This is a genomic window from Mycobacterium sp. 1164966.3 (genome assembly GCF_001665395.1).
Taxonomy (GTDB): Bacteria; Actinomycetota; Actinomycetes; order Mycobacteriales; family Mycobacteriaceae; genus Mycobacterium.
On the sequence record NZ_LZSG01000044.1, the window covers coordinates 401,795 to 428,745 of the forward strand.

Sequence of the window (26,951 nt, forward strand, 5' to 3'; positions counted from 1 at the left end):
GATCAGGCGCTGGGAGGGTGACCGGAGTCGGCCAGCAGCTTGGCCAGCTCATCGGCTTCGGGCAGGTCATCGGGGATGACGGTGGTTCCGCTGCGCACGTAGTGAAACGCGGTACGCACAGACGATTGCGGGCACCCGGTCAAGGCAGCCCAGGCCAGCCGGTAGACGGCCAGCTGGACGGCGGCCTGGCGCATGGCCTCGCGCCCCTTTGGCGGCTGGCCGGTCTTCCAGTCGACCACCGTGGTTCCGCCGTCGGGGTCGGCGAACACCGCGTCAATGCGGCCGCGCACCACCGTTTCGCCGACAACTATCTCGAACGGCACCTCGACGGCCACCGGTGTGCGGGCCGCCCACTGTGATGCTGCGAAAGCTTCCTGCAGCGCGGCGAGCTCCTCGCTGTCGCCGACGTCGGAATCGACGGCGCCGGGCAGGTCACCCAGATCGAACAGCAACTCGCCGCCGTAGAATTGCTGAGCCCAGGAGTGAAAGGTGTTGCCCAGCAATGCATGTGGGTCAGGACGAGTAGGTAGCCGATGTATCAGCCGCTGTGTCGCGGCCGCCGGGTCGCGGGCCAGGTCCACCAGAGCGCTGACCGACAGCTGGCTGGGGAGCAGGTGGATGGGCGGGCGGGTGGCGCATACGCGCTCGGCCAGTAACGCATCGACGTCGGCTGCCCACCCTTCTATATCGGCATCGGGCGAGTCGCCGGCGTCGACGTGCGGGGCCGACATGGCCTGGGTGACCAGGGTGGCCCCTCGTTCGACGTCGGCGCGGCGCCCGGCCAGCGGATCGGTGGGCCATAGCGCCTCGACGACGTTGTCTCGCAGCGGGTTTCGTACACCGTCTGCGGGAGCCGGAGCCCACTGCTCGACCACGCCGCAGGGATCTCCGGCAGCAGCCGACCGGTCGATGATGTCCTTGATTTCGCACAGGAAGTCCGACGGACCACGCGGTTTGATCCCAGTCGCGCCCCAGTGGTGACCCGACACCAGCAAGGTGTTCTCGGCCCGGGTGATGCCGACGTAAAGCAGTCGGCGTTCCTCGTCAACGCGCCGTTGGTCAAGCAGGCGACGATGCGCGAAAATCTTGTCCGACAGCTGTTTTCGATTGGTGACGTCCGAGGTGTCCAGCACCGGGATGCCGAGCGCGCCGTGCTGGGCACGGTCACCGCGCAGTAGCGGAGGCAACTCGGCGGGGTCGGTGAGCCAGGTGCTCCTCGACGCGGTCGACGGGAACGTGCCACCGGACAGCTGTGCGACGGCCACCACCTGCCACTCCAGACCTTTTGCAGCGTGCACGGTGAGCACCTGGACGCGGTCGGTGGCGACTACCGGCTGGGCGGGCGGCAACCCGTTCTCGACCGCCTCGGCCGTATCCAGATAGCCGAGCAGACCAGCCACCGACGCCGAGCTCACCCGCTCCGCGTAGGCGGCGACGACGTCGGCGAACGCATCGAGATGCGCTGCGCCACAGGAAATTCCCGCGAATGTCAGCGCCCGTACTTCGCAGTCGATGCCCAGTGCGCGGCGCACCTCGGCAACCAGATCTGGCAGGGAGCGACCGAGGTGGCCGCGCAGGGTGCTCAATTCAGCGGCCAGTGCGTTGATGCGCTGATACCCCGCAGGTGAATACGCGGCGGCCGGTCCCGGATCGCTGATGGCGTCGGCCAGACACGCGGTGTCCAGGTCGGAACCGGCTGCCATCGCGATGGACTCGGGCGAGGGCGCCTCGCCCGATTGTTCGCCGCCGAGCTCGCGTGCGCGCCGCCACAGCGCGGCAATGTCGCGCGCACCGAGTCGCCAGCGTGGACCGGCCAGCACCCGCATTGCCGCCGCGCCGGCCGTGGGATCGGCAACCAGCCGCACCATGGCGACCAGGTCGGCGACCTCGGGGACGGCCAGCAAGCCGGCCAGCCCGACAACCTCGACCGGGATCCCGCGGGCACGAAGTGCCTCGGCGACGGGTGCGGCATCGGCGTTGCGCCGCACCAGCACTGCTGCGGTCGGGGGGCTGATGCCGTCAGCCCTGGCTTGCCGATACCGCCTGTCCAGGTGGTCGGCAATCCATTCGCGTTCGGCTTGCACATCCGGCAGCAACGCACAGCGGACGGTGCCAGGGGCAGCATCGGGCCGCGAGCGCAACGCGCGTACCGCCACCGACCGTCGCCGCGCCTCCGCCGATATGGCGTTGGCCAGATGCAGGGCCCGCGGCGGATTGCGCCAGCTGGTCCGCAGTTCCAGGACCGGCGCGGGGGTGCCGTCGGACAACGGGAAGTCGGTGGTGAACCGCGGCAGGTTGGTGGCCGAAGCGCCACGCCATCCGTAGATCGACTGGATCGGGTCCCCGACGGCGGTCAGCGCCAAGCCGTCGTCGGCACCACCTCCGAACAGCGACGACAGCGCGACGCGTTGGGCATGCCCGGTGTCCTGGTATTCGTCGAGCAGGACCACCCGGTAGCGGTTGCGCAGCTCGGCACCGACCTGCGGAAAGGTCGCGGCCAGTCGCGCGGCACACGCCATCTGCGCCCCGAAGTCCATTACCGTCGCGGCGCGCATCCGTTCCTGTAGCGCATCTAGCAGCGGCACCAGCTCGGCGCGCTCGGTCTGGGTGGACAGCAACCGCAACAGCCATTGGTTCGGCCCACGGTCGCGTTGGTAGGGACCGGCCGGGAGATGGTGCACCAGCCGTTCCAGCTCGACGTGGGTGTCGCGCAGCTGGCGGGTGTCCACCAGGTGCTCGGCGAGCTGATTCCATAGCCGCAGCACCATCGAAGTGACCGCGGCGGGCGTTTTGTCGGTGCGCAGTTCGCCGCGGTATCCGGTGACCACATCAAACGCCAGCTGCCACAGCTCTGTCTCGCTCAGCAACCGGGTAGTGGGCTCGACGGGCAACAGCAACCCGTAGTCGCGCAATAACGACCCGGCGAACGCGTGGTAGGTGCTGATCACCGGGGAGCCCGCCGGCTCGGTGGCTGACGCACCGGCGGAGCCCAATTGAGGGCGACCCGCCGCGCCCAGGCCGATGCCGGCCAACCGGTCCAGCCGGGACCGGACCCTGCGCTGCAACTGCCCGGCAGCCTTGCGGGTGAACGTCAACCCAAGCACTTGACCGGGTTCGGCGTAGCCGTTGGCGACCAGCCACACCACTCGAGCGGCCATCGTCTCGGTTTTCCCGGCCCCGGCCCCGGCGATGACGACGAGCGGACCGGGTGGGGCGGCGATGACGGCGGACTGCTCGGCCGTAGGCGGGAAAAGCCCTAGCGCACAGGCTAATTCGTCGGGAGTGTAGCGCACCGGGGTCATGGCGCTGTCCCCTCGGTGTGGGCCGGGCACGAGGGCCGTACCGGGCAGTTCGCGCAACCGGCATTGCGGCGGGCCACGAAATGCGGCCCGGCCGTCGCGGCAGCCGCCTGCTCTACGAGGTTGCGCCAGTGGTCGCGCGTGGCCGGGGTAAGCGGATCCTGCTCGCGTTCGGTGACGCCAGTGGATCCCGTCTTGCCGAGGTAGACCAGGCGGGCGCCGCCGGGCTCGTCACCGGCCGGAAGCATGCCCTCGGCCACCGCAAGCTGATACATCGCCAGCTGGGCGTGTTGTTGCGCGTCGTCCTTGCTGACCGGCGTCTTTCCAGTCTTGAGGTCGACGACCACCAGCCGGCCGGCCGCATCGCGTTCGAGTCGGTCAACCCGGCCGCGCAATCTCACGTTCGCCAAGGTCCCGTCGACGTCGACCTCGACGCCAACCTCGGTCAACTCGCCGCGGGTCTGGGTTCGCCACTCGACGAATGCCTGGATCATGGCGAGGTGCCGGGCCAGCTCGTTGGCCGAATACCACTGCGCGTCGAAGGGCAGATGCTCCCATATCCGGTCGAGCTCCTCCACCAGCTGTGCCTCCGTCTTGTCCGGCTCGGCGATCAGCGCGTGCATCACCGAGCCGACGCTGGAACGCAGCTCACGCGCGTTCGTCCCGCCGTGCCGTTCGGCAAGCCAACGCAGCGGGCAGTCGGTGAGCGTCTGCAATGTCGACGGCGTCAGCGTCACAGGCCCGTCGTCGTCGCGCAAAGGCTCACCGGTGCTGAGCGGGATCAGGCCGTGCCAGCCGGCCGGGTCGGCGCCGGGCACGCCCGCCCTGGCCAGCCGGGCCAATTGCGTTGCCGCACAATGGCGCTTTCCGTCGTCGACGGCCCCGTCCGGTGCGCACACCACACTGCGCAACCGGCCCACCAAGGCTGCCGTCGACAATACCCGCGGCTCCGAGATCGGTTGTGCCGCAACGGTGTCGTCACCGACCAGTTGTGCGATCTCGGTAAAGAACGCCGAAGGCAACGCGGCTTCCAGTCCCGGTCCGTCGGTGTCACTGTCCACGGCCGTCACCAGCAACTGCCGTCGCGCCCGTCCCATTGCCGCTACCAGCAGCCGGCGCTCTTCGGCGAGCAGCGGCGCACGCACCGACGCGTCCTCGCCGACACCGTCGAGTTCGTCGAGCAGACGCTGGGTGCCGAGCACGCCGCCGCGCGGAATCATGTTGGGCCACAGGCCATCCTGTAAACCGGCGATCACCACCAGATCCCATTCCTGCCCCAGGGCCGCATGGGCACTGAGCACCCGGACCTCTTCGCCTCGCGATATCGGGTCACGGTTGGCACCCGGAAGCTGCAGCGCAGCAACGTGTTCGACGAGACCGCTCAGGGTCGCTCCCGACGTGCGCGCGACGTAGTGATCGGTGATGTCGAACAGGGCAGTTACGGCGTCGAGGTCCCTGATCGCCTGGGCGCCGGCCGGACCGCCGCGCTCGCAAGTCGCCAGCCATCGCCGCTGTAGACCGGACCGATGCCACGCCGCCCACAGCGTGTAGCGCGGGTCTTGTTCTTCCCGATGGCAGCGGGCGGCGGCTTCCAGCACCGCGCGGACCCGGCGCAGCGAGTTAGGCAGCGGCTCCTGCCCCGTCAGCGCCTCGACCAGCAGATCACCGAAGTTGTCCGGGGCCCGTCCGGCCCTGCCGCGCTGAAGTGTGCGACGCAGCCGCCGAAGTGAGACCGGATCGACACGACCGATCGGGCCGGTCAGCAGCGTCAGCGCCCGCTCTCCGTCGAGGCCGTCTGCGGTCGCGGCCAGGACGGTGAGCAGTGCGTGAGCCGCGGGTTGGGCGCAAACCGGTCCGCCGTCGGCGGGAAGGGCAACCGGCACGCCGGCGGCTGCCAGTGCGCGCGGCAGCCGGGCGGCTGCTCGCGGCACCGACCTGACGATCACCGCCATCTCCGACCAGGGCACCCCGTCAATAAGGTGCGCTCGCCGCAGCGCATCGGCGATCGTCGCCGCCTCTGCGTGCGCGGAGGCGGCGAGGCGCACGCTGACCGACCCATCCTCCGTCCGCGTCCCGTCAACATGCCTGCCGACAGACGCTCCGGGCAGCCTGCGCGCTATACCGGTGATGGCCCGCGCCACCGCCGGCGCACAGCGATGTGACGCTGTCAGCGTCACCGACGGGCTGTCGATGGCGAGCAGCCCATCGGATTCGCCGCCCCGGAACCCGAACACTGCCTGGTTGGGATCGCCTGCCACCAGCGATAATTCGGCGCCGGAGGCCAGCACGCCGACCAGCCGCGCGGCTTGCGGGTCGAGTTGCTGGGCGTCGTCGATCAACAGGACACGCACCCGGGCGCGTTCGGCTGCCAACAGTTCCGGGTCGACGGCGAAAGCTTCCAGCGCGGCACCGACGAGTTCGGCGGCGCCCAGCGCCTGCGGCGCCGCCGTCCCGACCGCCGCCCGCAGCAACATCACCTGCTCGTACTGTCGCGCGAACTGGCCGGCAGCGGTCCACTCGGGACGCCCACACCGTCGGCCCAGGCGCTGCAGCTCCATCGGGTCTATTCCTCGCTCGGCGCAGCGCGCCAATAGGTTTCGCAGCTCGGTGGCGAAGCCCGCGGTGCTCAGCGCGGGCCGCAGATATTCCGGCCAGGAGGCCGCGGCGGCTGAGCCGTCTGCGACGTCTCCGGCCAGCAGTTCCCGGATTATGGCGTCCTGTTCAGCGCTGGTGAGCAGCCGCGGGGGCGCCTCGCCCGCGCGTGCCGCGGCTCGCCGCAACACCGCGTAGGCGTAGCTGTGCACGGTGCGGACCAACGGCTCGCGGACCGCGGCGCGACCGGGGCGCGCGTCGCGTGCTCGCAGCAGGGCCGCCGTCAGGGTGCTGCGGGCGCGCGTCCCGATCCGGCCCGAACCGGTAAGCAGCAGAACAGATTCCGGGTCGGCACCGGCACCTACTCGAGCCACCGCGACGTCGACCAGCAGGCTGCTCTTGCCCGTCCCGGGACCACCGAGGACACGGACCAGGCCGCGCGCGCCCGGGTCCAGAACGGCACGCGCCTCAGTGCCCCAGGTGTACGACATAGCCGCATGCAATCACGAGGGTCTGACAAGTCGGGCCGGGCGGAGGGTTCGGCCAACCGGTGTGCACTTTGTCGGCGTTGTCCGGATACTGGAATCCCGAGTGTCGAAACGGCCAATTGGAGGTACACCCTCGTGCGGGGCCCTGTGCATACCAAGTACGCACACCGAGACAAGACAAGGGAGGGTTTGGAACGTGACAGACGTGGGAGGTTTCATGCCGTCTGACGAAGTGCCCGAAGCCGACGCGGTCGAACAGCAGCTGCCTGCGGATTTCCCCGACGAAACCGTCCTGGACACTTCCTACCTGACAACGACGGATCGTGACGCCAACGAAGCCGATGTGATCGACCAGGCGATAGAGGTCCCTGTTCCGGATGACGAAAGGGACATCGACTACTGACCCTGCGGGTAGACCTCCTTCCGCGGGCCCGGGTGTGAGCTGGCACCATCTACCCGTGACCGCCGACCTGCATGTGCATCGCTTCGGCCCGACCGGCCCGGTGCGAATGCTGGCTCTGCACGGGCTGACCGGCCACGGCGGGCGGTGGCAGCACCTCGCTGGCTACGTGCCCGAAATCGCCGTTGCCGCACCCGATCTACTCGGCCATGGGAAGTCGTCGTGGGCCGCGCCGTGGAGCATCGACGCGAACGTAGCCGCGCTGGCTGCCCTGCTCGACGACGTCGCCGAAACCCCGGTGCTGGTGGTTGGGCACTCGTTCGGCGGGGCTCTCGCCATGAACCTTGCCGCGGTCCGACCGGAGCAAGTGGCCGGGTTGCTGTTGCTTGACCCCGCCGTCGGCCTGGACGGGAAGTGGATGAGCGAGATCGCCGGAGCGATGTTCGCCTCTCCCGACTACACCGACCGCGCAGAGGCGCGCCAAGAGAAGGCGGGCGGGTCGTGGGCGGACGTGGATCCCGCGGTGCTCGATGCCGACCTCGACGAACACCTGATCGAGTTGCCGAACGGACGCTACAGCTGGCACATCAGCCTGCCGGCGATGATGTCCTACTGGAGTGAGTTGGCCCGCGACGTCGTGCTACCGCCGGCGGGAACGCCGACGATTCTGGTCCGGGCCAAGTGGACCTCGCCGCCGTATGTCGGCAACGAACTCGTCGCGAGCCTGCAGGAGCGGTTGGGCCCCGACTTCGAGTTGCTGGATTTCGAGTGCGACCACATGGTGCCGCACGCAAAGCCCGCAGAGATCGCCGCGCTGATCCGCAAGCAGTTGACAGCGGTGTGACCATGGCGCAGATAACCGACGAGCAGGTCGAGCGGGTGCGCTTCTTGGTCGCGGCGATTCCGCCCGGCCGAGTCGCCACCTACGGCGACATCGCCGCTGTCGCAGGGCTTTCCAGTCCGCGGATCGTGGGCTGGATCATGCGGACCGACTCCTCGGACCTGCCCTGGCATCGGGTGATCACTGCTTCCGGCCGTCCGGCCAGGCATCTGACCACCCGGCAGCTGGAGCTGCTGCGCGCCGAGGGAGTACTCAGCATCGACGGCAGGGTCGCGCTCCGCGAAGTTCGCCACCAGTATCCACGCGGTATTTAGAGCACCAGCCTGACCAGAGCCGCGGTGCGGGCCAAACCGGGAAAGGCCTCGGCGGTGGACCGTGGGTGCAACGCGTGTACGGCCAGCCGAAACATCAACGCCCGCAACAACATCTGTGGCCACTCGGGCAATGCGTTCCAGCGTTCGATGAGTCCGTCGTCGGCTTCGCCCCAGGACAGCGCGTCGATCACGACGACGGCCGCGGCCCACGAAGCCGGTCGCCAGTATGGTGTGATGTCGGTGATCCCCGGCGCCGCGGTGCCGATGAAAAGCACTGTGCCGTATAGATCTCCGTGCACCAACTGGTTCGGGCTCTTAGTCGGCTTGCGCAGCCCGGCGAGCTGATTGATCATGTCGATCGATTGCTCTGCGTCGGCCGTGGCAGGCGCGGTACGCGCCCCCGGCGGCACCGACTGCAACGGCCGTTCTTCCCAGGCCGCGCGGTCCGCGGCGATGAAAACGTCCACCTCCCCCCACGGCGCCGTGGGTCCCTGAGTCAGGAATCGAGGACGTTCCAGCTTGCCCGTCGCCTCGTGCAGTCGCACCGCCGCCGAGACGACTTCATCGTGCCTGGGCTCCGGCTTGCCGGCGACGAATGTGTCGGCCCGCCAGCCCGAAACCACATACCGCCCGTCGGTCGAGCGGACCGGCCGGGCCAGCCGAACGCCGTCGACGAACAGCGTCTCGCGCACCCGGGCAGACCAGGCCGCGCGCGCGTTGTCGGCCACCAGCGACAGAACGACCTCGCCGCATCGCCACCCGTCTTCCCACCCGGCGCCCAACCGGATCGGCTTCACACCGCTCAAACCGAACGCCACCAGCACGTGTTCGGGCGGTGGCTCGACATTCACACGCGTCAGCCTAGTAGAGGGCGCCCCACGGCCTGGCTCAGTACATCACCATGTCGGGCTGCATCTGTTTGGCCCAAGCGACGATCCCGCCCTGCAGATGGACCGCGTCGGAGAAACCGGCTTTCTTCACCGCGGCCAGCGCCTCAGCGGAGCGCACTCCCGTCTTGCAGTAGAGCACCGGCATGCGGTCCTGAGGCAGCTTGGCCAGTCCCTCGCCCGAGCTGAGCGACGACTTCGGGATCAGCTGCGCTCCTTCGATGTGCACGATGTCCCATTCGACGGGTTCACGGACGTCGATCAGGGCCAGTTTCTTGCCGGAGTCCAGCAAATCCCGCAACTCCTGCGGTGTGATGGTGGAGCCGCTGACCGCCGCGCCGGCGTCCTCGGGGACCACGCCGCAGAAGTCGTCGTAATCGATCAGCTCGGTGATTCTCGGCCTTGACTTCTCGGATGGATCCTTGCGGATCTTGATGGTGCGGTAGCTCATCTCCAGCGCGTCGTAAATCATCAACCGACCGAGCAGCGATTCGCCGATCCCGGTGATCAGCTTGATCGCCTCGGTACCCATCACCGACGCGACGGACGCGCAGATGATCCCCAGCACACCGCCTTCGGCGCAGGACGGCACCATGCCGGGCGGCGGCGGCGCCGGATACAGGTCGCGGTAGTTGAGGCCGCGGCCGTCGGGCGCGTCCTCCCAGAAGACCGAGACCTGGCCCTCGAAGCGGTAGATGGACCCCCACACGTACGGCTTCTTCGCCAGCACCGCGGCGTCGTTGATCAGGTAGCGGGTGGCGAAGTTGTCGGTGCCGTCCATGATCAGGTCGTATTGCCGGAACAGGTCCACGGCGTTGCGGTGGTCCAGCCTGAATTCGTGCAGTCGCACGTCGACCAGGGAGTTGATCGCCAGGATCGAGTCGCGCGCCGACTGGGCCTTCGAGCGTCCGACGTCGGCTGTTCCGTGGATGATCTGGCGCTGCAAATTCGACTCGTCAACGACGTCGAAGTCGACGATGCCGATCGTGCCGACACCGGCCGCGGCCAGGTAGAGCAAGGCCGGCGCGCCGAGTCCGCCGGCGCCGATCACCAGGACACGCGCGTTCTTGAGCCTCTTCTGCCCGTCCACGCCGAGGTCAGGGATGATCAGGTGACGGCTGTAGCGAGCCACCTCTTCGCGACTCAGCTGGGCGGCCGGCTCCACTAGTGGTGGCAGTGATGTCTGGGATGTCGACACCGAAACATCTCCTCGGTTTGCAATTCAACTTCCATCACAGCAGCTGCCCTGCTCAACGGCAAACGTGTTGGGTTGCTCCCGGCGCACCCACCGTCACGCTGTCGCAGCGCTTGACGCCGACGGCCACGCGGGCGTGACACTCGTGGAGGCCGGTCAGGCGATCGGGTACGGCCAGGGATTGAACCGGCAGGTTTTGCCGTCCGGCTTGACGAATTCGGGGTCGAACTTGGCTCCGTCATCATCGGACGTGGAGAACGTCTGCTGCATCATCACCGGGGCCAGACCGCCCTGCTTGTCGCACGGCTCGTGGCGCACGTAACCGATGGCGTGGCCGACCTCGTGGTTGATCACATACTGCCGATACGAGCCGATATCCCCTTCGAAGGGAACCGCTCCGCGCACCCAGCGCGCCTCATTGATGAACACCCGCGCCTGGCGGTCAGCTCCGTAGACCGGGTTGTAGCACGACGTCTCCAACCGGAATTCGTAGCCGCACCCCTCACGCACCGTTACCGGAGACGCCAAGGAAATCCGAAAATCGGGTTTGCCGTTATCGATCCGGACGAACGCGAACTGCGGGTTGTGCGTCCAGCCCTTCGGGTTTGCCAGCGTCTGGTCGACCATTTGGGCAAAGGCGTTGTCCCCGCCGTACATCGTCGGGTCCAGGCCGTTCTCGATCTCGACGGTGTATTTGAAAACTTTCGCGGTGCCCTGACCGACCTGCGGCGACGTGCCCGGAACGACATGCCAGGCCTTTTCGCCGGCTTCGGTGAACGGACCACCGTCCGGCAGCGTCCCGGCCGGCAGGTTGTCGTCGAAGGCGGCCAAGCCGCGAGGCGGTGCGTCCAGAATCGCGGTACCCACCGAACCGATGGCCGGCGGTCCCTGCAGTGACTCGCTGGCCGCCGGCTTGGGCGCGCTGGTCCCGGTCACCGTCTGGTACACCACCAGTACGGTCAGCGCCGCCAGCACCGGCAGCGCGTACGCGCGCCAGCCGTAGGTCGACACGAACCGCCCCAGCCAGGTTTGTTTGCGCCATTGACGACGCGGTCGGTCGCGTTCTGCTCGAGCGCGTCCGGCCTCGGCGAGCGGGTCGCGCTGCGCCCGCAGCGGTTCTCGCCATTCGTCACGCAGCACCGGTGCCCGACCGGTGCTGCGCACTGGCCGCGGTGAAGTCATTTCCCCAGGATGGCATAGCCGGCGCCGACTGCGACTGCTGGCGCGCCCGAGCGCACCTCAACACTCCCGCCTGCCAGCACCAACATCGGCGATGCCGGTCGATGGGCCGTCCTGAGGCGGTCATGGGTAGTAATGTCTTTCCGACGAGCCAGGAGGTTGGGCCCGCCCGCGCTTGGGTGGCCAACGAATCAGATGAGGACCCGATGAGCGATCTCGCCAAGACAGCGCAACACCGTGCCGTCAAGGCGGCCGACCGGGCGCGGTCCGCAGACAGCATGACCGCGTCCACCCGGCGCGGCAACCGGCTGCCCCGCGACGAGCGTCGCGGGCAGCTGCTCGTCGTCGCCAGCGACGTCTTCGTCGACCACGGTTTCCACGCGACCGGTATGGACGAGATCGCAGACCGGGCAGGGGTCAGCAAACCCGTTCTGTATCAACACTTTTCAAGCAAGCTCGAGCTGTATCTGGCGGTGCTCCACCGGCACGTGGAGAACCTGGTCTCCGGCGTGCAGCAGGCGCTGCGCACTACCACCGACAACCGGCAGCGGCTTCATGCGGCGGTCCAGGCATTCTTCGACTTCATCGAGCACGACAGTCAGGGTTACCGGCTGATCTTCGAAAACGACTACGTCACCGAGCCCGAGGTGGCCGCGCAGGTGCGGGCGGCCACCGAATCGTGCATCGACGCGGTGTTCGCCCTGATCGCCGAAGATTCCGGATTGGAGCCCCATCGCGCCCGGATGATCGCGGTGGGCTTGGTCGGCATGAGCGTCGACGCCGCTCGGTATTGGCTGGACGCAGACCGCCCGATTTCCAAGTCGGACGCCGTCGAGGGCACTGTGCAGTTCGCCTGGGGCGGACTGTCGCACGTGCCGCTTACCCGCTCTTAGTGCCCTTTCTGAGCGGAATCGAGCCCGATTCCGAAGCCGACCCGCCGGGCGTCGGCGACGCCGATTTCGACATAGGCGATTTTGGCGGTATGGATCAGGAAACGGCGCCCCTTCTCGTCGCTCAGGCTCAACAGACCCGAGCCCTCCCGCAACGCGGCATTGACGAGTTCTTCGACTTCGTCAGGCGTTTGCGCACTGGAAAAGACCAGCTCGCGCGGACTGTCTGTGATACCGACCTTGACCTCCACGCTCGCCCCTTCCAGCTGTTCCCTCGCAATACGTGTCAGCAGCAGGCTAGTTGACGGCGTTCGCAGATATCGCCCCCCGGCCCCCACCTGCCAGTTCGCGGTCAGCGAAACGAAGCTCGCGAGCGGATAACGATTCGCTTGCAACCCGTCACAACCCGCCCCGAGGCCGCCACCCTGCCGCTTTCACATCTATAACATCGGCACCATCAGTGCCACCCTGCCCCATCTCGACGACGAGGTAGAGGACTACCCGGACGACGAGTACGACGAGACCGGAGCCGACTACGACGGCTACGGCGAATCACTCTTGCCGGGCGGCCCTCGATGGGGCCCCATCGCGGCGGTCGCCGGTGCGGTTGTGGCGATCGGCGCCGTCGCGACTGCGGTCATCATCAACAGCGGCGACAGCGCGTCGACCAAAGCCACCATCGGGCCGCCGGCCACTCGGACACCGGTGATTTCCACCACACCGCGGGCGACCGCTCCGCCCAGCGAAACACCAATACCGTCTTTGCGACCGTCGCTACCGCCCGAAACGGTCACCACAGTGCCACCGTCGGGCAGACTGCCCGGCACGACGCTGCCGCGGACCCCGACCGCCGCGCCGGCGCCCACCGCAATACCGCCGTCGGCCACGGTGAACCCGCGCACGGTGGTCTACACCGTCACCGGTACCAAGCAGGTCTTCGACCTGGTGAACATCGTCTATACCGATGCGCACGGCTATCCGCGCACCGAGCTCAACGTGGCGCTGCCGTGGACGAAGATCGTGGTACTGAACCCCGGCGTGCAGACCAAGTCGGTCATCGCGACGAGCATCTATAGCCAGCTCAACTGCGCTGTGGTCAACGCCGCGGGTCAAACGGTGGTCGCATCGGCCAAAAATGGGAACCTGGCGACCTGCACCCGTTAACTCAAGCCGAGATCGCGCATCCGTTGGTCGTGCGTCTCCTGTAGGCGGTCGAAGAACGCGCCGAGCTGACTGAGGCCCTGGGTCCCGGATACCACCAGGTCGACCAGCTCGTCGTGGTCAGCCAGCAGGTACTGGGCCTGGGTGATCGTCTCGCCGAACAACCGGCGAGACCACAGTGCTAGCCGGCTGCGCTGTTTACTACTTGCGGTAACCGCCTTACGCACCTCGGCGACGACGAACTGCGAGTGTGCGGTCTCCGCGAGGGCAGCGCGCACGACGTCGGCAACCTCCTCAGGCAAGGCGCCGGCGATCTCGAGGTACAAAGTGGACGCCAGGGCATCGGCGACATACGTCTTCACCAGGGCTTCCAGCCACGTGCTCGGCGTGGTCAGCCGGTGGTAGTTATCCAGCGCGGAGACATATTTCGCCATGGCCGAAACCACGTCGACGCCACGACTTTCCAGGGCGTCGCGCAGCAGCTCATAGTGGCCCATCTCGGCGGCGGCGATGCTGGCCATCGAGATCCGGCCGCGTAGGTCCGGCGCCATCCGCGCCTCCTCGGTCAGCCGATAAAACGCAGCCACCTCGGCATATGCCAGCAGCGCAAAGAATTCGTTGACGGCCGGATGATCCGCCGGGATCCGTGGTGTCGCTGAATCTGCCAGCTGGTCCGCGGAAGAGGGCGAGGTCATGGCAACACTCTAGTCGGCAAGCTTGAGCGCAAATGGGTGCCCGCTGAGCCACCAGCTATGATGCTCATAGGTAATGGCTGTATCTGTGTGCCTTTTTGGTACTGCCGTCACCGGCGAAATGTGCGCGCACAGCTGCCGCGTTCGGATCGGGCTCCCCTGGACCGAACATCGGCCGGCGACCCGGAATTTCGGAGTCGAAACTCAGTGCGCGCGTGACCGCGAGAGAGAAACCGACAACCCGAAATACCGTCACCGGAAGGCTTATTCACCCCGTATGACCGCGCTCAAGAGCACAACTGAACCCACATTTGCCAAACTCGGAGTCCGCGACGAAATCGCCCGCGCATTATCGGAAAAGGGCATTGACCATCCCTTTGCTATCCAAGAATTGACGTTGCCGCTGGCGCTGGCCGGCGAGGACGTCATCGGCCAGGCCCGCACCGGCATGGGCAAGACCTTCGCCTTCGGCGTGCCGCTGCTACAGCGGATCACGGCCGGTGACGCCGCACGGCCGCTCAGCGGCGCTCCGCGCGCCCTCGTGGTGGTGCCCACCCGCGAGCTGTGCCTGCAGGTGACCGGCGACTTGGCCACCGCGGCCAAATACCTGACCGCCGGCGACAGCGCGCCCAGACCCCTGTCGGTGGTGTCCATCTACGGCGGACGTGCCTACGAACCGCAGATCGAGGCGTTGCAGAGCGGCGCCGACGTCGTGGTCGGCACACCGGGCCGGCTGCTCGACCTCTGCCAGCAGGGTCACCTGCAGCTGGGCGGGCTGTCGATGCTGGTACTCGACGAGGCCGACGAGATGCTCGACCTGGGTTTTCTGCCCGACATCGAGCGCATCCTGCGTCAGATCCCCGCCGACCGCCAGTCGATGCTGTTCTCGGCGACCATGCCGGACCCGATCATCACGCTGGCCCGCACCTTCATGGACCAGCCCACCCACATCCGGGCGGAGTCGCCGCACTCGCTGGCCGTGCATGACACCACCGAGCAGTTCGTCTACCGCGCCCACGCGCTGGACAAGGTGGAGCTGGTCAGCCGAATCCTGCAGGCCCGTGACCGCGGCGCCACCATGGTCTTCACCCGCACCAAGCGCACCGCCCAGAAGGTTGCCGACGAGCTGGCCGAACGCGGCTTCGCCGTCGGTGCCGTGCACGGTGATCTCGGGCAGATAGCGCGCGAGAAGGCTCTCAAGGCGTTTCGCGCCGGCGACATCGACGTGCTGGTGGCCACCGACGTGGCCGCGCGCGGCATCGACATCGACGACATCACCCACGTCATCAACTACCAGTGCCCCGAGGACGACAAGATGTACGTCCACCGCATCGGGCGCACCGGCCGGGCTGGACGCACCGGCATCGCGGTCACCCTGGTGGATTGGGACGAGCTGGAACGCTGGGCGATGATCGACAAGGCGCTGGGCCTGGGGTCCCCGGACCCGGCGGAGACCTACTCGAGTTCGCCACATCTCTACGCCGAACTGGCCATCCCGGCCGACGCCGGCGGCAAGGTCGGAGCGGCGCGCAAGTCGCCGGTCAAACGGCGCAACACCGGCGCCGAGAAGGCAGGCACCAGCCCGAAGCCACGCACCCGCAGCGGCGGCGCGCGGCGCCGTCGTACCCGCGGCGGCCAACCCGTCACCGGCCACCCCGCCGGTGCGAATGGCGCCAACGTCGAGGCCCCTGCGGAGTCGCCGTCCGCGCCCGCGTCGGGTGACCCGGGAACAGCCCGTCGCCGTCGTCGCCGCCGGCGCGGTGGCGGTGGGGACGCCCAGGACCGTGGAGCGAAGCTCGCCGCGCAGACGAACTGACCAACGGTTCCTCATGGTGCGACCCGAACGCCGGACTAAAGGTGACATCGTGGCCGCCACGACGATCGCGCTGGTGGTCGCCGTGATCGCGGCGCTGATCTGGTGGACCAGCGACGCCCGCGCCACCGTCAGCCGGCCGGCTGCCTCGCCGGCGCCTCACCCCACTACGGCCAAATACGTGCCGACCGAGCTGAAGCAGCTGTGGAGCGCCACGAGCCCGGCCACCACGGCGCCGGTCGTGGTCGGCGGGTCGGTGACTACCGGCGACGGGCGACAGGTGCGAGGACATGACCCCGCCACGGGTGAAACGCGCTGGAACTACTCCCGCGACACCGACCTGTGCGGGTTGTCCTGGGTCTATCACTTCGCCGTCGCCGTCTACCGCGACGACCGCGGTTGTGGGCAGGTCAGCACCATTGACGGAGCCACCGGTCGTCGCGGACCCGCGCGTAGCAGTTATGCCGATCCGGCCGTGCGCCTGTCCGCCGACGGCACCACCGTCTTGTCGGCCGGCCAGACTCGCCTCGAGCTGTGGCGCTCCGACATGGTCCGGATGTTGGTCTATGGCGAGACCGACGCCCGGGTGAAACCTTCGGCGCGAGGCCTGCATTCGGGCTGCCGGCTGGAGTCGGCAGCGGCCAGCTCGTCTGCGGTATCGGTGCTCGAGGCCTGCACTAACCAGGCCGATCTGCGGCTCGTGCTGTTGCGGCCCGGCAAAGACGACGACGAACCCCAGCAACATCTTGTCTCCGAACCCGGGATCCGGCCCGGCTCGGGTGCTCGCGTGCTGGCCGTTTCGGACACCAGCACGGCCGTGTATCTGCCCCTGCCGCAACCGAAAGTCGACATCATCGATGAGACGGGCGCGACGGTGGCGAGCACGCTGCTGCCCAAGCCGCCGTCGAGTTCGGCTGTCGCCTCGCCGGCCGGCAACCTGGTGACCTGGTGGACCGGCGACTCCTTGATGGTCTTCGAAACGGGCAAGCTGAGTCTTCGCTACACGATCGCCCCCGGCGAGACGGCGACGCCGCTGGGTCCGGGAGCGATGATGGCGGGCCAGCTGCTGGTGCCCATCACCGGTGGCCTCGGGGTGTATGACCCGATCAGTGGCGAGAACACCAGCTTCATTCCGGTGAGCCGGCAGCCGAGCAGTTCGGCGGTCGTCCCGGCCGTTTCGGGTTCCAGGGTCTTCGAGCAGCGCGGCGACACCGTGGTGGCGCTGGGTTAGCCGGCCGAGCAGACGCAACATGCCCTATTTCGGCCCGAAACGGGCGATTTTGCGTCTGCTCGCTAAACCTCGACGGTGAAGCTGGGCAGTGGTTTGCCGGTCTTCCAGTGCTTCACCAGCGCCTCGGCCAGCTCCCGATAGGCGACCGCTCCCTTGTTCTTGCGCCCGGCCATCACCGACGAACCCGATGCGGTGGCCTCGGCGAATCGAACCGTGCGCGGGATCGGCGGAGCCAGCACGGGCAGGTCGTAGCGGTCGGCAACGTCGACCAGCACGTCGCGGGTGTGCGTAGTTCGCGAGTCGTACAGCGTCGGCAACGCGCCCAGCAACCGCAGGTCCGGGTTGGTGATCTGCTGGACGTCGGCAACCGTGCGCAGAAACTGCCCGACACCGCGGTGGGCCAGCGTCTCGCATTGCAGCGGCACGATGACCTCGTTGGCGGCCGTCAACCCGTTGAGCGTGAGCACGCCCAGCGAGGGCGGGCAATCCACGACGACGACGTCGAAGTCGGAGAGTTTGGCCAGCGCACGCTTGAGCGCGTACTCGCGGCCGGCCCGCATCAGCAACATCGCCTCGGCACCGGCCAGGTCGATGTTGGCCGGCAGCAGGGTCATTCCCTCATTGGTGGTGACCAGCGCGGCGTTCGGCTCGACCTCACCGAGGAGCACCTCGTGCACGGACACCGGCAGCTTGTCCGGGTCTTGGCCAAGCGAGAAGGTCAAACAGCCTTGCGGGTCCAGATCGACAAGCAGGACGCGCTTTCCGATATCCGCCATTGCCGCACCCAACGAGGCGACCGTCGTCGTCTTGGCCACGCCGCCCTTCTGGTTGGCCACTGCCAATACCCGCGTTTTAGTCAAAGCGCCGCTCCTCCTTATTGCTGCGCGGTCACTCTGCCCATCCTGGCACGTCCTTGGCCCAAAGCTTCGGACGGTGGCTCCCGCAATGGCTCTGGCATGTCGGTCCGGCAGAATCGGTGGGCATGGGCGTGAAAGACGGTGTGGAAAACCACCGACTGCTGCTGCTCCGCCACGGCGAGACCGAGTGGTCGAAATCAGGTCAGCACACCGGCGTCACCGAGCTCGAGTTGACCGACGCCGGCCGAGCCCAGGCGGAGCTGTCCGGCCAGGCCCTCGACGAACTGGAAATCACCGACCCGCTGGTGATCAGCAGCCCACGACAGCGCGCCGTGGTCACCGCCGAATTGGCCGGCCTCACGGTCGATGAGGTTTCTCCGCTACTCGCCGAATGGGATTACGGTTCCTACGAGGGACTGACCACCGCGCAAATTCGTGAATCCGAACCTGATTGGCTGGTATGGACTCATGGATGCCCGGACGGCGAAAGCGTCGAGCAGGTCAGCGATCGCGCCGATCGGGCCGTGGCAATGGCGCTCGAGCACATGGCATCGCGCGACGTGATTTTCGTCGGCCACAGCCACTTCTCCCGGTCGGTGATCACCCGCTGGGTCGAGCTTCCCCTGGTGGAAGGCAGCCGATTCGGCATGCCAACCGCGTCGGTCGCGGTCTGCGGCTTCGAGCACGGGGTGCGCCAGCTTGTTGCACTCGGATTGACGGGGCAGTGACAGCGCGCGAACCGCCGTTCGCGCTATGCGGGCCGACGGGGACTCTGGTTGCCGACGGAGTGCGGACGCAGTACCGCGACGTGACCGCCGCGCAAGCCGCCCTCCGCTCGGGGTCGGCTCCAATGGTGTTGGGCGCGTTGCCTTTCGACGTGACCAGACCCGCCGCACTGCTGGTGCCGGAGGCCGTGCGGCGCACCGACGCGCTGCCCGACTGGCCAGCGGGACCGCTGCCCGCGGTGCGAATCACGGCGACCTTGCCGGCGCCTGCCGACCACCGCGCCCGGATCAGCCGGGCCCGGGAACAGCTCGCGGCACCGGACAACCCGTTGCGCAAGGTGGTACTGGCCCGTGCGCTGCAACTCGGCGCCGACGAATCGTTGGACGCCCGGGTCATCCTGCGCCGTCTGGTCGAGGCCGACCCGACCGCATACGGTTACCTGGTCGACCTCACTCCCGCGGGCGACGACTACGTCGGCGCGGCGCTGGTGGGCGCAAGCCCCGAGCTTCTGATCGCTCGCTCCGGCAATCACGTTGTGTGCCAACCGTTTGCGGGCTCGGCCCCGCGTTCCGCCGACCCGGACGTCGACGCCGCCCACGGTGCGGCGCTGGCCGACTCCGCCAAGGACCGGCACGAGCACCAATTTGTCATCGACACCATGCGCGCGGCGCTGGAACCGCTGTGCGACGAGCTGACCATCGCGCCCCAGCCGCAACTGAGCCGCACCGCGGCGGTCTGGCACCTGTGCACACCGATCAGCGGCCGGCTGCGCGATTCCTCTACCACCGCAATCGATTTGGCGTTGGCGCTGCATCCCACCCCGGCGGTCGGTGGAGTACCGACCAAGCCCGCGTCAGAGCTCATCCGCGAGCTGGAAGGGGACCGCGGGTTCTATGCCGGTGCGGTGGGCTGGTGCGATGCCCGCGGCGACGGTCGCTGGGTGGTGTCCATCCGCTGCGCGCAGCTGTCGCCCGACCGGCGCACCGCGCTGGCGCACGCCGGCGGAGGAATCGTCGCCGAGTCCAATCCCGATGACGAAGTCGACGAAACCACAACGAAATTCGCCACGATACTCAATGCGCTGGGGGCTGTGCATGGCTGAGTTCATCCGCCGCGCCGTCCCGCAGGACACCGCCGACATTGCCGACATGATCCACGGACTGGCCGAATTCGAGCGCGCGCCCGATCAATGCACGGTCACCGAAACGCAGATCGCCACAGCACTATTCGGCGAGTCGCCGACGGTGCACGGCCACGTCGCGGTGGCAGACGGCGAAATCGCTGCGATGGCGCTGTGGTTTATCAGCTTCTCCACGTGGGACGGTGTCGCGGGGATCTATCTGGAAGATCTGTTCGTAAGGGCCAAGTTTCGCCGCCGCGGGCTGGCTCGCGCGCTGCTTTCGGAGCTGGCCCGCGAATGCCAAGACCAGGGCTATACGCGGTTGTCGTGGGCGGTGCTGAACTGGAACTCGGACGCCATCGCGCTGTACGACCGAATCGGGGCGGTGCCGCAGCGGGAATGGACCACCTATCGGCTGTCCGGCTCGGGCTTGGCCGAGCTGGCGCGGTCACGCTGATAGCCGCCCGCCGCCCAGCGCACCGCTGCGGGACTGAACAGCAAGACCAACGCGCTCAGCGCTATCAACGCGAGCGGGATCCCGAACGCGAGCCGATGCGAGCCCACCGCGACGTACCAGGCAATCGGGAGCAGCAGCAATTGCGTGAACACTCCTAGGCCACGACCCCAGCGCTTACCGATCACCAAGGCCCAGCCGGCAGCCAGCACGGCGCCGCCGATCAGCGCGAACCAGATCGCGGTCCCCATCCCGTTGACCACGCGCTGGTCGGCTCCGGCGAGCCCGCGGACCACCAGCACCGCGGCCACCGCCAATGCCGCCACCCCCTGCAGCCCGACGATCACACCGGCGCTGCGTACGGCACGCGGGGCCGGATCACGGCCTGGATTCGTCACGACGCCAGCGTAGTCACGCTTGTCGGCTGGTCAGCCGGCCTCTCACGGACAAGCCTTAAGCTCGTGCATCATGCGCGCCGTGCTGATCGTCAACCCCGCTGCCACCTCCACCACACCGGCCGCCCGTGACCTGTTGGCAAGCGCGCTCAAAAGCCGCCTCGAGCTCACCGTCGAGCACACCACCCATCCAGGTCACGGGGCTGAACTCGCTCACACCGCCGCCGCGAACGGAGTCGACCTGGTGGTGGTGCACGGCGGCGACGGAACGATCAGCAGAGTGGTCAACGGCTTGCTGGGCCGCCCGGGGAGCACACCGAGAGAAAACCTGCCGGCGGTTGCGGTGGTTCCGGGCGGCTCGGCGAATGTGCTGACCAGATCGCTGGGCCTATCCCGGGACCCGGTTGCCGCCACCAACCAGCTGATCCAGCTGCTCGACGACTACCGCCGTGACCGGACCTGGCGCCGGATCAGCCTGATCGACTGCGGTGAGACCTGGGCCGTCATCAATGCGGGGATGGGCGTCGACGCGGAAGTGGTCGCCGGAGTGGAAGCCCAACGCAGAAAGGGCGCCAAGGTGACCCCGTTGCGCTATTGGCGAGTGGCGGTGCCCGTCGCGGTCGGCTTCAGTCGCCGCGAACCGACCATGACGCTGGAATTGCCGGACCGCGAGGCCATTTCGGGCGTGCACTTCGCCTGGGTGTCCAACACCACGCCGTGGACCTACAGCAACGAGCGGCCGATGGTGACGAACCCCGATTGCAGCTTCGAGACGGGTCTCGGTGTGTTCGCGCTCACCAGTATGAAGGTTTTCCCCACCCTGCGATTGGTGCGCCAAATGCTCTCGAAACGCCCCAACCCGCAGGCAAAGCAACTCATCCGCGACGACGACACGGCTTGGCTGCGTGTCACCACCAACGGTGAACCGGCTGCCACCCAGTTCGACGGGGAGTACCTCGGCATGCGCGAAGGCATGACGTTCCGAACGGTTCCCGACGCGTTGGCAGTGGTCGCACCGCCCACCAAAAAGCCGTCCTGAACTGCAGCGACGAGCCGATGGCCGGAAAGTGAGACGAAAATCTCTAGGGAAGCGGGCCGCAGTGTAGTACAACGGTGTAAGGGCTTTAGTAAGAGTTCGTCAAAGTGAGATAGCCCACGAGCTAACTGACGCTATTGACATCTCTTGAGCCTGTGAAACGATCAAAAGGTTGCATGCAGAAATTTTGTAGGGGTACGGATACCTTTCTTGTGCACGCGCTAACTGCGGAAGAAAATTGCCCGTGCGCCTTGCTGCGCACTCAGTGAGGAGTAAGTACTTATGGATTGGCGCCACAAGGCGGTCTGTCGCGACGAAGATCCCGAGCTGTTCTTCCCGGTAGGGAACAGCGGCCCGGCGCTCGCACAGATCGCTGACGCGAAACTGGTCTGCAATCGGTGCCCGGTGACCACGGAATGCCTCGCCTGGGCCCTGAACACAGGCCAGGACTCGGGCGTATGGGGCGGCATGAGCGAAGACGAGCGGCGCGCACTCAAGCGTCGCAGCGCCCGGACGAAGGCCCGTAGCGGAGTCTGACGCAGTTTCCGACAGTGCGGCCTCGACAAACGTCGGGGCCGCACTGTTGCGTGCCGGTATTACAGCAGTAGGCGGGCCCGCCGGCCGATCGGCACCCGGAGCACCACGTCGGTGCCCTTCCCGGTGCCCTCGTGCACGCTCCCCTCTTGCATACTCGCCTCTTGCATGCTCAGCGTGCCGTCCAGCTCGGCGGACACCAGGGTCCGCACGATCTGCAGGCCCAGGCTGTCCGACTTTTCCAGGCTGAATCCCTGCGGCAGGCCGCGCCCGTCGTCGTGCACGACGACATCCAGCCAGCGTGCCGAGCGCGCGGCGCGGATCGTCCCCCCCCCCCCGGGGGCCGCCGGATCGAAGGCGTGCTCGATGGCGTTCTGCACGAGTTCGGTGATCACCATGATCAGCGCCGTGGCGCGGTCGGAATCCAAGACGCCGAGATCGCCGACGCGGTTGATCCGGATCGGCCGGTCCACCGACGCCACATCGTTCATGATCGGCAGAATCCGGTCGATCACCTCGTCGAGGTTGACCTGCTCGTCGACTGACATCGACAACGCGTCATGGACCAGGGCGATCGACGACACCCGGCGTACCGATTCGATCAGCGCCTCGCGCCCTTCGGCATTGGCGGTACGACGGGCCTGCAGGCGCAACAGCGCTGCAACCGTCTGTAGGTTGTTTTTCACCCGATGGTGAATTTCGCGGATGGTGGCGTCTTTCGATATCAGCGCGCGGTCCCGCCGTTTCACCTCGGTGACGTCGCGGATCAGTATCGCGGCACCGGCGCTGGCGCGGTTGACCACCAGCGGCAGGGTGCGCAGCAGCACCGTGGCACCGCCGGCGTCGACCTCCATCCGCATGCTCGTCCCGCCGGCCAGCAAGTCGAGCACATGCTCGGCCACCTCTTGCGCCTCGAAGGGGTCCGAGATGAGTGGGCGCGTCACCTCGATGAAGTTGTGCCCCTCCAACTCGCTGACCAGGCCCATCCGGTGATAAGCCGACAGCGCGTTGGGACTCGCGTAGGCCACGTCACCATTGACGTCCAGGCGAATGAAACCGTCGCCGGCACGCGGAGTGGAACGCGACATGGCCACGTCTCCCACGTCGGGAAAGGTGCCTTCGGCCAGCATGTGCAAGAGGTCGGTGGCGCATTCCTGGTAGGCGGTTTCCAGGTGGCCCGACGAGCGCTGGACCGCCACTTCGGTTTGGTGCCGGGTCAGCACCGCCACCACTTGGTCGCCATACCGTACCGGGGAGGCCTCGACGTTGGGCCCGGGCAGTTGCCACGAATGCGGTTGCACCACATCGCTTTCCCGCTCGGCATTTCCAGAAGCGAAGGTTGCGGCGACGAGCGGCAACCGGTCGGCAGCGACGACGCTGCCCACCGCATCGGTCTGCAGAACCGTCGGCGCGGTGTTGGGTCGGCATTGCGCCACGCATACCAGCACGCCGTCGTCGCGGCGCACCCACATCAGGTAGTCGGCGAACGACAGGTCGGCCAGCAGCTGCCACTCCCCTACCACCGCATGCAGATGGTCGACCGCGTTGCCCGGCAACACGGTGTGTTCGGCAAGAAGGTCACCGAGAGTAGAAATGACGCGCCCCCGAGCTGCCGAATAGCTGAAGTATTGGGTCCAACGGCTAGCTGATCACTGCAATGAGGTCGCCAGCCTGGATGACGTCGCCGACCGACACACTGACCTTGCTGACGGTGCCGCCGACTTCGGCCAGCACGGGGATCTCCATCTTCATCGACTCCAGCAGCACGACGGTGTCGCCTTTGCCGATCTGGTCGCCCTCCCGGACAACAACTTCGAGCACGCTGGCCACGATCTCGGCGCGAACATCCTCGGCCATCTTCACCCCACTCGTTTCGGCCATTCCGCATGCTGACTGTTGGTCTCTCAGGCTCATGTATATCGAACCACAAGACCGTCCAGAACAGCGGCGCGCAGGCTACCGACGCGGCGCGACGGGGCGCATGGGACACTGTTGGGTAACAGGGCGGACCCCAACACACCTAAGGCCGCCCCGCATTCGACTAAACGGAGGTTATCCATGGCCAAGCGTGGCCGTAAGAAGCGTGACCGGAAGTACAGCAAAGCCAACCACGGCAAGCGCCCCAACTCGTAGCCGCTAGCGGACTGCCCCTGATTCGGGGCTAGGATCCGCCGCGGATGATGGTGGTCCGGCGGATCTCCAGCCGCAAGCGTTCCCGCAACCCCTCGGGGGCTTTGTCCCCTCTGCATTTGGTCGCGATCAGCGCCTTGATCCGCTCCTCGAGCCCGTAATGCTTCAAGCACCCGGGGCATGCCTCGAGGTGCCGGCGCAGCTTCTCTCGGGACTCCGGGGTGCATTCACCGTCGAGCAGCGTCCATACCTCGGCAATCACTTCCGCACAACCGAGCCCGCCATGCGAGTCGTCGGCTGCGCTGGGGTCGGAGCAGGAGTCGACTGGGCCGGGTAGATCACTCATGACGACACCTCCTCGTGCGCCTGTTGACCGCGGATGAATCCGCGCTCCCTGGCCACATCGGCCAAAAGAGCGCGTAGCTGACGTCTGCCACGATGAAGCCGCGACATCACCGTCCCGATCGGCGTATCCATGATCTCGGCGATTTCCTTGTATGGGAAACCCTCGACATCGGCGTAATAGACGGCCATCCGGAATTCTTCCGGCAGCGCCTGCAGCGCTTGTTTGATCTCGGTGTCCGGCAGTGCCTCGAGCGCCTCGACCTCGGCTGAACGCAGGCCCGTGGAGGAATGCTCAGCGTTGGACGCCAGCTGCCAGTCGGTGATTGCCTCGGTCGGATATTCCGCTGGTTGCCGCTGCTTCTTGCGGTAGCTGTTGATGTAGGTGTTGGTCAGAATCCGGTAGAGCCACGCTTTGAGGTTCGTGCCTTCCCGGAACGAGCGGAACCCCGCGTAGGCCTTCACCATTGTTTCTTGGAGCAGGTCTTCGGCATCGGCCGGATTGCGCGTCATGCGCAGCGCACCGCCGTAGAGCTGGTCCAGGAGTGGAATGGCGTCACGCTCGAAGCGTGCGGTCAGTTCCGCATCGGTCTCGTCGGGCGGCGGCCCGGACGCGGGAACGTCCAAGTCGGTGGCGCCGTCCCGCACGTTTTCCAGGTCGGCCATGTCGATTAGCACGTTCCCTTCTGCAGACGAGGGCGCCAACTCCGCGTCACCCAACAGGCTCGTCGCCGTTGACACCAGACTCCTCCAATCTAAAGGCTGTGACCGACAGTGTCTGTTCCGGTCTGACCCCGCCTGTCCTCGTCGCGGTCATCTAGCTGCAGAAACCTCATCGATCAACAGCGCAGCCCGGCGCGCTATTTCCGCCGCCCTCTGGGGGCGGCAGGTCCCGCGGTCCGGTCGCGCCGGGCCGGACGTTAATGTGACGCCATGTCGCACGCCACGTCTCTGCAGGGCAAGACCATGTTCATTTCCGGCGCCAGTCGCGGTATCGGCCTCGCGATCGCCAAACGAGCCGCCCAGGACGGCGCGAACATCGCGCTGATCGCCAAGACCGCCGAGCCGCATCCCAAGCTGCCAGGCACGGTGTACACGGCGGCCAAGGAGCTCGAGGAAGCCGGCGGTCAGGCATTGCCCATCGTCGGAGACGTCCGCGACCCGGATTCGGTCGCCGCCGCGGTGGCCCAGACCGTCGAGCAGTTCGGCGGCATCGACATCTGCGTGAACAACGCGTCGGCGATCAACCTGGGATCCATCACCGAGGTGCCGATGAAGCGCTTCGACCTGATGAACGGCATCCAGGTGCGGGGCACGTATGCCGTGTCGCAGGCGTGCATTCCGCACCTGAAGGGCCGGGAGAACCCACACATCCTGACGCTGTCGCCACCGGTGCTGCTGGACAAGAAATGGCTGAAGCCGACGGCCTACATGATGGCCAAGTTCGGTATGACGTTGTGCGCGTTGGGTATTGCCGAGGAGCTGCGCGACGAGGGCATTGCTTCCAACACGTTGTGGCCGCGCACGCTGGTGGCCACCGCCGCGGTGCAGAACCTGCTCGGCGGCGACGAAGCGATGGAGCGCGCCCGCAAGCCCGAGGTGTACGCCGACGCGGCCTACGTCATCCTCAACAAGCCCGCCCGCGAGTACACCGGCAATACCTTGTTATGTGAGGACGTGCTGGTGGAGTCCGGTGTCACCGACTTGTCGGTCTACGACTGCGTGCCGGGCGGCAACCTCGGCGTCGACTTCTGGGTCGACGGGGTGAACCCGCCGGGGTACTCGCAGCCCTGAGGTGCCGCGTGCCGCGACACCGGCCCTCGCGGCGCTAGTCAAAGCCGGTGTGCCACACGAGGTGGTGAAGTTCGACCACGATCCGGGAGAAGGTTCGTTCGGCGACGAGGCGGTCCGCGCTTTGACCGACGCCTATGACATTGCGGCCGAGCAGGTCTACAAGACACTGGTGATCGCCGGAGCCGACGGGCCAGCGGTCGCGATATTGCCGGTGTCGACGCGACTTTCGCTGAAGGCCGCCGCGGCGGCGCTAGGCCTCTCCCGGGCCACGATGGCGGCTCGCGCCGACGCACAGCGCGCGACGGGCTACGTGGTGGGCGCGGTTTCGCCGTTCGGGCAGCGCCGGCGGCTGCCCACCGTCGTCGACAGCGACGCGCTGAGCTGGGACCGGGTGTTCTGCAGCGCGGGCCGGCGCGGCTGGGACGTGGCCGTCGCACCAGCGGATCTGATCCGGCTCACCGGCGCCGTGACCGCGCGGATTCAGACCTGACCGGCGTCGCCGAGATCGCAAACAACAAGGCGATATCCGAGGTCCAGCTCTGTCCTGTCGAGAAGATCCGCATGCCGATCCGTGGATCGGG

General features: G+C 67.2%; 28 protein-coding genes. 15 read left to right on the top strand and 13 right to left on the bottom strand.

Going from position 1 to position 26,951, the window contains the following annotated elements; translation table 11 throughout:
* Positions 1–2: 2 nt before the first annotated feature.
* Both A9W99_RS17665 and A9W99_RS17670 read right to left on the bottom strand, forming a co-directional pair.
* On the bottom strand, positions 3–3,302 hold the full coding sequence (locus tag A9W99_RS17665; RefSeq protein WP_067380964.1) for an ATP-dependent DNA helicase: 3,300 nt from the start codon (positions 3,300–3,302) through the stop codon (positions 3–5).
* A complete protein-coding gene (locus A9W99_RS17670; RefSeq protein ID WP_067380651.1) occupies positions 3,299–6,382 on the bottom strand; it encodes an ATP-dependent DNA helicase in 3,084 nt (1,027 codons plus the stop codon). The genes A9W99_RS17665 and A9W99_RS17670 overlap by 4 nt, the downstream gene beginning before the upstream one ends.
* 214 nt (positions 6,383–6,596) lie before the next feature.
* Between A9W99_RS17670 and A9W99_RS17675 the strand changes: the two genes are divergently transcribed.
* Genes A9W99_RS17675 through A9W99_RS17685 form a run of 3 tightly spaced genes read left to right on the top strand, consistent with a single transcriptional unit; the run spans position 6,597 to position 7,934 of the window.
* Positions 6,597–6,782: a hypothetical protein gene (locus tag A9W99_RS17675; RefSeq protein ID WP_156623154.1), complete on the top strand. Its 186-nt coding sequence runs from the start codon at positions 6,597–6,599 to the stop codon at positions 6,780–6,782.
* A 55-nt stretch (positions 6,783–6,837) separates the two neighbouring features.
* Complete coding sequence (locus A9W99_RS17680; RefSeq protein ID WP_067380967.1) at positions 6,838–7,623, top strand: alpha/beta fold hydrolase; 786 nt, start codon at positions 6,838–6,840, stop codon at positions 7,621–7,623.
* A gap of 2 nt (positions 7,624–7,625) precedes the next feature.
* Complete coding sequence (locus tag A9W99_RS17685) at positions 7,626–7,934, top strand: MGMT family protein (protein WP_067380657.1); 309 nt, start codon at positions 7,626–7,628, stop codon at positions 7,932–7,934.
* On the opposite strand, the gene A9W99_RS17690 is transcribed toward A9W99_RS17685, so the two are convergent.
* From A9W99_RS17690 to A9W99_RS17700, 3 genes are all read right to left on the bottom strand, one after another.
* Positions 7,931–8,785 carry a TIGR02569 family protein gene (locus A9W99_RS17690; protein ID WP_067380660.1) on the bottom strand — a complete coding sequence of 285 codons (855 nt, stop codon included), beginning with the start codon at positions 8,783–8,785 and terminating at the stop codon, positions 7,931–7,933. The genes A9W99_RS17685 and A9W99_RS17690 overlap by 4 nt on opposite strands.
* 37 nt (positions 8,786–8,822) lie before the next feature.
* Positions 8,823–10,019, bottom strand: coding sequence for an adenylyltransferase/sulfurtransferase MoeZ (gene moeZ / locus A9W99_RS17695; RefSeq protein ID WP_067380662.1), 1,197 nt, complete (start codon positions 10,017–10,019; stop codon positions 8,823–8,825).
* Positions 10,020–10,172: 153 nt separating this feature from the next.
* Entirely contained in the window at positions 10,173–11,198 is a 1,026-nt protein-coding gene (locus A9W99_RS17700) for a DUF3152 domain-containing protein (protein WP_067380665.1), read from the bottom strand.
* A gap of 203 nt (positions 11,199–11,401) precedes the next feature.
* Here A9W99_RS17700 and A9W99_RS17705 point away from each other — a divergent pair, with 203 nt between their 5' ends.
* Positions 11,402–12,088, top strand: a complete 687-nt coding sequence (locus tag A9W99_RS17705) for a TetR/AcrR family transcriptional regulator (protein ID WP_067380970.1) — start codon at positions 11,402–11,404, stop codon at positions 12,086–12,088.
* Here the strand turns inward: A9W99_RS17705 and A9W99_RS17710 are convergent.
* Positions 12,085–12,336 (bottom strand): DUF3107 domain-containing protein, encoded by a 252-nt coding sequence (locus A9W99_RS17710; protein ID WP_067380668.1) that lies wholly within the window; start codon positions 12,334–12,336, stop codon positions 12,085–12,087. The two genes, A9W99_RS17705 and A9W99_RS17710, sit on opposite strands and share 4 nt — an antisense overlap.
* Before the next feature lie 205 nt (positions 12,337–12,541).
* Between A9W99_RS17710 and A9W99_RS17715 the strand changes: the two genes are divergently transcribed.
* Positions 12,542–13,249, top strand: coding sequence for an MmpS family transport accessory protein (locus tag A9W99_RS17715; RefSeq protein ID WP_156623155.1), 708 nt, complete (start codon positions 12,542–12,544; stop codon positions 13,247–13,249).
* Here the strand turns inward: A9W99_RS17715 and A9W99_RS17720 are convergent.
* The gene (locus A9W99_RS17720; protein ID WP_067380673.1) at positions 13,246–13,941 is read right to left on the bottom strand and encodes a ferritin-like fold-containing protein; all 696 of its coding nucleotides are present in this window, start codon (positions 13,939–13,941) and stop codon (positions 13,246–13,248) included. The two genes, A9W99_RS17715 and A9W99_RS17720, sit on opposite strands and share 4 nt — an antisense overlap.
* Before the next feature lie 274 nt (positions 13,942–14,215).
* On the opposite strand from A9W99_RS17720, the gene A9W99_RS17725 reads away from it, so the two are divergent.
* On the top strand, positions 14,216–15,754 hold the full coding sequence (locus tag A9W99_RS17725) for a DEAD/DEAH box helicase (RefSeq protein WP_067380676.1): 1,539 nt from the start codon (positions 14,216–14,218) through the stop codon (positions 15,752–15,754).
* 13 nt (positions 15,755–15,767) lie between these two features.
* Positions 15,768–16,982, top strand: a complete 1,215-nt coding sequence (locus A9W99_RS17730; protein WP_067380973.1) for a hypothetical protein — start codon at positions 15,768–15,770, stop codon at positions 16,980–16,982.
* 62 nt (positions 16,983–17,044) lie between these two features.
* Here A9W99_RS17730 and A9W99_RS17735 read toward each other — a convergent pair whose 3' ends face one another.
* Positions 17,045–17,842, bottom strand: a complete 798-nt coding sequence (locus A9W99_RS17735) for a ParA family protein (protein ID WP_067380679.1) — start codon at positions 17,840–17,842, stop codon at positions 17,045–17,047.
* A 122-nt stretch (positions 17,843–17,964) separates the two neighbouring features.
* Here A9W99_RS17735 and A9W99_RS17740 point away from each other — a divergent pair, with 122 nt between their 5' ends.
* The 3 genes from A9W99_RS17740 to A9W99_RS17750 are packed head-to-tail and all read left to right on the top strand — an operon-like array spanning position 17,965 to position 20,142.
* Positions 17,965–18,567: an acid phosphatase gene (locus A9W99_RS17740; RefSeq protein WP_067380683.1), complete on the top strand. Its 603-nt coding sequence runs from the start codon at positions 17,965–17,967 to the stop codon at positions 18,565–18,567.
* On the top strand, positions 18,564–19,667 hold the full coding sequence (locus tag A9W99_RS17745; protein WP_067380686.1) for an isochorismate synthase MenF: 1,104 nt from the start codon (positions 18,564–18,566) through the stop codon (positions 19,665–19,667). Before A9W99_RS17740 ends, A9W99_RS17745 begins: the two co-directional genes overlap by 4 nt.
* Positions 19,660–20,142 (top strand): GNAT family N-acetyltransferase, encoded by a 483-nt coding sequence (locus A9W99_RS17750; protein WP_067380689.1) that lies wholly within the window; start codon positions 19,660–19,662, stop codon positions 20,140–20,142. Before A9W99_RS17745 ends, A9W99_RS17750 begins: the two co-directional genes overlap by 8 nt.
* Here A9W99_RS17750 and A9W99_RS17755 read toward each other — a convergent pair.
* Positions 20,094–20,537 (bottom strand): hypothetical protein, encoded by a 444-nt coding sequence (locus A9W99_RS17755; RefSeq protein ID WP_067380692.1) that lies wholly within the window; start codon positions 20,535–20,537, stop codon positions 20,094–20,096. The two genes, A9W99_RS17750 and A9W99_RS17755, sit on opposite strands and share 49 nt — an antisense overlap.
* Positions 20,538–20,607: 70 nt before the next feature.
* On the opposite strand from A9W99_RS17755, the gene A9W99_RS17760 reads away from it, so the two are divergent.
* Positions 20,608–21,573: a diacylglycerol kinase family protein gene (locus A9W99_RS17760; RefSeq protein WP_067380695.1), complete on the top strand. Its 966-nt coding sequence runs from the start codon at positions 20,608–20,610 to the stop codon at positions 21,571–21,573.
* Positions 21,574–21,852: 279 nt separating this feature from the next.
* The gene (gene whiB1, locus A9W99_RS17765) at positions 21,853–22,107 is read left to right on the top strand and encodes a transcriptional regulator WhiB1 (protein ID WP_067237369.1); all 255 of its coding nucleotides are present in this window, start codon (positions 21,853–21,855) and stop codon (positions 22,105–22,107) included.
* Positions 22,108–22,166: 59 nt separating this feature from the next.
* Here the strand turns inward: whiB1 and A9W99_RS17770 are convergent, their stop codons facing one another.
* Both A9W99_RS17770 and A9W99_RS17775 read right to left on the bottom strand, forming a co-directional pair.
* Positions 22,167–23,699 (bottom strand): sensor histidine kinase, encoded by a 1,533-nt coding sequence (locus A9W99_RS17770; RefSeq protein ID WP_067380698.1) that lies wholly within the window; start codon positions 23,697–23,699, stop codon positions 22,167–22,169.
* Between the two features lie 46 nt (positions 23,700–23,745).
* Positions 23,746–23,961, bottom strand: a complete 216-nt coding sequence (locus A9W99_RS17775; RefSeq protein ID WP_067237694.1) for a biotin/lipoyl-binding carrier protein — start codon at positions 23,959–23,961, stop codon at positions 23,746–23,748.
* 201 nt (positions 23,962–24,162) lie between these two features.
* On the opposite strand from A9W99_RS17775, the gene A9W99_RS27840 reads away from it, so the two are divergent.
* Positions 24,163–24,237 carry a 50S ribosomal protein bL37 gene (locus A9W99_RS27840; RefSeq protein WP_003416889.1) on the top strand — a complete coding sequence of 25 codons (75 nt, stop codon included), beginning with the start codon at positions 24,163–24,165 and terminating at the stop codon, positions 24,235–24,237.
* A gap of 28 nt (positions 24,238–24,265) precedes the next feature.
* Here A9W99_RS27840 and rsrA read toward each other — a convergent pair whose 3' ends face one another.
* Together rsrA and A9W99_RS17785 are read right to left on the bottom strand one after the other, a co-directional pair.
* Positions 24,266–24,580 carry a mycothiol system anti-sigma-R factor gene (gene rsrA / locus A9W99_RS17780; RefSeq protein ID WP_067380701.1) on the bottom strand — a complete coding sequence of 105 codons (315 nt, stop codon included), beginning with the start codon at positions 24,578–24,580 and terminating at the stop codon, positions 24,266–24,268.
* Complete coding sequence (locus A9W99_RS17785) at positions 24,577–25,242, bottom strand: sigma-70 family RNA polymerase sigma factor (protein WP_067380705.1); 666 nt, start codon at positions 25,240–25,242, stop codon at positions 24,577–24,579. The genes rsrA and A9W99_RS17785 overlap by 4 nt, the downstream gene beginning before the upstream one ends.
* A 267-nt stretch (positions 25,243–25,509) precedes the next feature.
* Between A9W99_RS17785 and A9W99_RS17790 the strand changes: the two genes are divergently transcribed.
* Both A9W99_RS17790 and A9W99_RS17795 read left to right on the top strand, forming a co-directional pair.
* Complete coding sequence (locus A9W99_RS17790) at positions 25,510–26,370, top strand: NAD(P)-dependent oxidoreductase (RefSeq protein WP_067380708.1); 861 nt, start codon at positions 25,510–25,512, stop codon at positions 26,368–26,370.
* A 1-nt stretch (position 26,371) separates the two neighbouring features.
* Complete coding sequence (locus tag A9W99_RS17795) at positions 26,372–26,860, top strand: aminoacyl-tRNA deacylase (protein ID WP_067380711.1); 489 nt, start codon at positions 26,372–26,374, stop codon at positions 26,858–26,860.
* Positions 26,861–26,951 lie beyond the last annotated feature (91 nt).

Bases quoted from the DNA above. Each gene is read 5' to 3' on its own strand.
- A9W99_RS17730 (WP_067380973.1), top strand. From the start codon at position 15,768: ATGGTGCGACCCGAACGCCGGACTAAAGGTGACATCGTGGCCGCCACG.
- A9W99_RS17705 (WP_067380970.1), top strand. From the start codon at position 11,402: ATGAGCGATCTCGCCAAGACAGCGCAACACCGTGCCGTCAAGGCGGCC.
- A9W99_RS17760 (WP_067380695.1), top strand. From the start codon at position 20,608: ATGCGCGCCGTGCTGATCGTCAACCCCGCTGCCACCTCCACCACACCG.
- A9W99_RS17700 (WP_067380665.1), bottom strand. From the start codon at position 11,198: ATGACTTCACCGCGGCCAGTGCGCAGCACCGGTCGGGCACCGGTGCTG.
- rsrA (WP_067380701.1), bottom strand. From the start codon at position 24,580: ATGAGTGATCTACCCGGCCCAGTCGACTCCTGCTCCGACCCCAGCGCA.
- A9W99_RS17670 (WP_067380651.1), bottom strand. From the start codon at position 6,382: ATGTCGTACACCTGGGGCACTGAGGCGCGTGCCGTTCTGGACCCGGGC.
- A9W99_RS17725 (WP_067380676.1), top strand. From the start codon at position 14,216: ATGACCGCGCTCAAGAGCACAACTGAACCCACATTTGCCAAACTCGGA.
- A9W99_RS17790 (WP_067380708.1), top strand. From the start codon at position 25,510: ATGTCGCACGCCACGTCTCTGCAGGGCAAGACCATGTTCATTTCCGGC.
- A9W99_RS17675 (WP_156623154.1), top strand. From the start codon at position 6,597: ATGCCGTCTGACGAAGTGCCCGAAGCCGACGCGGTCGAACAGCAGCTG.
- A9W99_RS17665 (WP_067380964.1), bottom strand. From the start codon at position 3,302: ATGACCCCGGTGCGCTACACTCCCGACGAATTAGCCTGTGCGCTAGGG.
- A9W99_RS17740 (WP_067380683.1), top strand. From the start codon at position 17,965: ATGGGCGTGAAAGACGGTGTGGAAAACCACCGACTGCTGCTGCTCCGC.
- A9W99_RS17685 (WP_067380657.1), top strand. From the start codon at position 7,626: ATGGCGCAGATAACCGACGAGCAGGTCGAGCGGGTGCGCTTCTTGGTC.
- A9W99_RS17720 (WP_067380673.1), bottom strand. From the start codon at position 13,941: ATGACCTCGCCCTCTTCCGCGGACCAGCTGGCAGATTCAGCGACACCA.
- A9W99_RS17750 (WP_067380689.1), top strand. From the start codon at position 19,660: ATGGCTGAGTTCATCCGCCGCGCCGTCCCGCAGGACACCGCCGACATT.
- whiB1 (WP_067237369.1), top strand. From the start codon at position 21,853: ATGGATTGGCGCCACAAGGCGGTCTGTCGCGACGAAGATCCCGAGCTG.
- A9W99_RS17775 (WP_067237694.1), bottom strand. From the start codon at position 23,961: ATGGCCGAGGATGTTCGCGCCGAGATCGTGGCCAGCGTGCTCGAAGTT.
- A9W99_RS17785 (WP_067380705.1), bottom strand. From the start codon at position 25,242: ATGGCCGACCTGGAAAACGTGCGGGACGGCGCCACCGACTTGGACGTT.